The organism is Acetobacter tropicalis, assembly GCF_001580915.1.
In the GTDB taxonomy this organism is placed as follows: domain Bacteria; phylum Pseudomonadota; class Alphaproteobacteria; order Acetobacterales; family Acetobacteraceae; genus Acetobacter; species Acetobacter tropicalis.
Genome location: NZ_LHZQ01000045.1, coordinates 1 through 1,051, shown reverse-complemented (window position 1 = coordinate 1,051; position 1,051 = coordinate 1). Strand labels below are relative to the sequence as shown.

1 protein-coding gene is annotated in these 1,051 nt (G+C 56.6%); it reads right to left on the bottom strand.

Annotation, left to right across the window (positions count from 1 at the left end):
• Positions 1-185: 185 nt before the first annotated feature.
• On the bottom strand, positions 186-1,051 hold an 866-nt coding region (locus AD944_RS00245; protein WP_061474616.1), incomplete at its 5' end, for a site-specific integrase.

Below are 1,051 nucleotides of genomic sequence, written 5' to 3'. Positions count from 1 at the left end.
GAGGATCTGGATGATTTTATTGCGAGGAAGATTCTGGAAACAGAGAGAAAGCAGCTTCCGAAAAAGCGGCGGGGTCGCGGAGAGAGTCTGGTCTTCAGTCCGGATTTCAGTTTCTGGCTTGTGATCGCAGCCCTACTGCTCGCGGCTCTGATCAGGCTGTCATTCCTGACATCCTGACGGAAACGCTAGTCCTTGTCGGCAAAGTTACGCTTTTCATATGCGATTGCTTTGGCGGCCAGATCTTCCGTGTGGGGTTGATAGTACCTGTCAAGGGACTTGATATCCTTGTGGCCCGTCACGCGGCGAAGTTCCAGGGGGTTCGTGTAAATCCTTGCGAGACGGCTCGTCGCTTCGTGACGCAAATCATGAAACGTGAGATCCCTGAGACCAGCTTTCTTCGTCATCCGTCCGAACCGCACGGAGAAAGCATCTTTGCTGCCAATATCAAAGATGAGATCTCCGGGCCGGGCGGATTTGCGCTGTGCCTGAAGGGCCCGCAGCAGGCGGGCCGCACCAGGTGTCAGGGGACGGATTTCCGGGCCACGTTCGATGGCGCGATGCATGGTCTTCGTTTTTTCCAAGGACAAGGCGTGACGATCAAAGTCAATGTCACGCCAACGGAGTGTCAAGGCTTCCTCCCGTCGGGTGCCTTGTTCAATGGCGAATTGGACGAAGGTTACATCATCAGGCCAAGGCGATGTTGCCATGGCTTCCAGCAGGCGGTCGTATTCATCGCCAATGAGACGACGGTTGCGCTTCTTGTCCGCGCCAGCGGGCCGCTTGACTGCCGTTGCGGCAGCCGGGTTTTTTGAAAAGGGCAGGTCCCACTCCGCGATTGCATGCTGGCAGATCGCGGCCAACAGGTTGAGCCGTTTGACAACCGTCGCAGCGCTGTATTTCTCAGCCAGCCGATCCCGGAAACCACGGACTGCCATCGGGGTCAGATCGACCAGCGCAAGCTGTGCAATCTCGTCCTGAAGAATGGACGGGATGTGACCTTTGCGATCATTCTCCCGGGTCTGCATCTCCTCGCACACATAACGGTCGACCA